Source organism: Candidatus Symbiopectobacterium sp. NZEC135, assembly GCF_025962695.1.
In genome coordinates, this window is sequence record NZ_JAGFPF010000533.1 from 1 (window position 1) to 1,251 (window position 1,251).

Annotated in this window: 1 protein-coding gene and 1 pseudogene; one reads left to right on the plus strand and one right to left on the minus strand. The window is 51.4% G+C overall.

What is annotated here, in order from left to right; all coding sequences use genetic code 11:
- A pseudogene (locus J5224_RS28495) lies at positions 1 to 309 on the plus strand (glutathione-disulfide reductase); the annotation flags it as partial.
- Between the two features lie 76 nt (positions 310 to 385).
- Here J5224_RS28495 and J5224_RS28500 read toward each other — a convergent pair.
- Positions 386 to 1,000, minus strand: coding sequence for a TetR/AcrR family transcriptional regulator (locus J5224_RS28500; RefSeq protein ID WP_264628465.1), 615 nt, complete (start codon positions 998 to 1,000; stop codon positions 386 to 388).
- Positions 1,001 to 1,251: the final 251 nt, after the last annotated feature.

Consider the following 1,251-nt stretch of genomic DNA (forward strand, 5'->3'; position numbering starts at 1 on the left):
ATTGGCACCGTCGGGCTGACCGAACCGCAAGCGCGGGAAAAATTCGGTGATGATCAGGTTAAAGTCTACACCTCTTCCTTCACCGCGATGTATACCGCGGTAACCCAGCATCGCCAGCCGTGCCGCATGAAGCTGGTGTGTGTCGGGCCGGAAGAGAAGATCGTTGGCATCCATGGCATCGGCTTTGGCATGGATGAAATGCTGCAAGGCTTTGCCGTAGCGGTGAAAATGGGCGCGACCAAACGCGACTTCGACAATACCGTGGCGATTCACCCAACTGCATCGGAAGAGTTTGTGACGATGCGCTAAGGGTGCTAACTACGATCTGTTCAGTGCCTCGAAAGAAGCTCAATCGCGAGCTTCTTTTTTTGTGGCACCTTACGCTTTACGGCCTCGACGCCTCAGCCCGATAAGCGAGCAGAAATACTGTGATGGCGCGCGAGACCGCTTCTTCGATGCGCTGCGCGTCTGGTGTGGTGTCGACGCCCAGTGCTGCGACAAGAAACAGCTCCGCTTCAATCAGCCCTTTCAAATGCATCGCGCATACCCAACTGTCTGCGTGGCGCAGAATGCCTTCGTCGCTTTTTTTACTGAGGTAATGGCTTAGCCTTTTCCAGCCTTTCTGTGGTCCTTCGGCATAAAACAAGCGGCCAATGTCACTACGTTCTGATTCACTGATCGCCATGCGCCAAATCGCCATCAGGCCGCTGCTCAGCACGGAGGAGAGGTAATTGCGGCCAAATTGGTTGAGCGTCGTTTCGATATCTTTCTTTGGGTCTACTGATTCGAACGCTTCCGCGATGTCTGTTTTGGCTGACGATGCCATGACGGCTGAGAAGATCTCTTCTTTAGAACTGAAATAGTTATAGAGCGTTGACTTGGAGCCCCCTACGCGGCTGGCGATCTCCGACATCGACGTGTTGTTGAATCCCTGCTCTATAAACGCGCGCGTCGCGATGTCCAGAATGGTTTGACGCTTGGTTTCACTTTTAACTCGCATACGCTTCTCTTCTCTTTCAGTCCAATGGGCAAGCTTCTCTTGACTATCGGTTTATGTCAAGTTATAACAAAACCGTACAGTACGGTATTAAAAAGGGTGTATCTTGAAAATCAATAAGTTAATAAATAGCAGCCTGTTACCTCCTGATTTGCGGTTTCCAATGCTTGCCGCAGTGCTCATTTTGGCAGGCTGTTCAACCGCGCCAGACAACACACTGAGCCAAATAAAACGCGCCGATGAGTTTGCCTCTT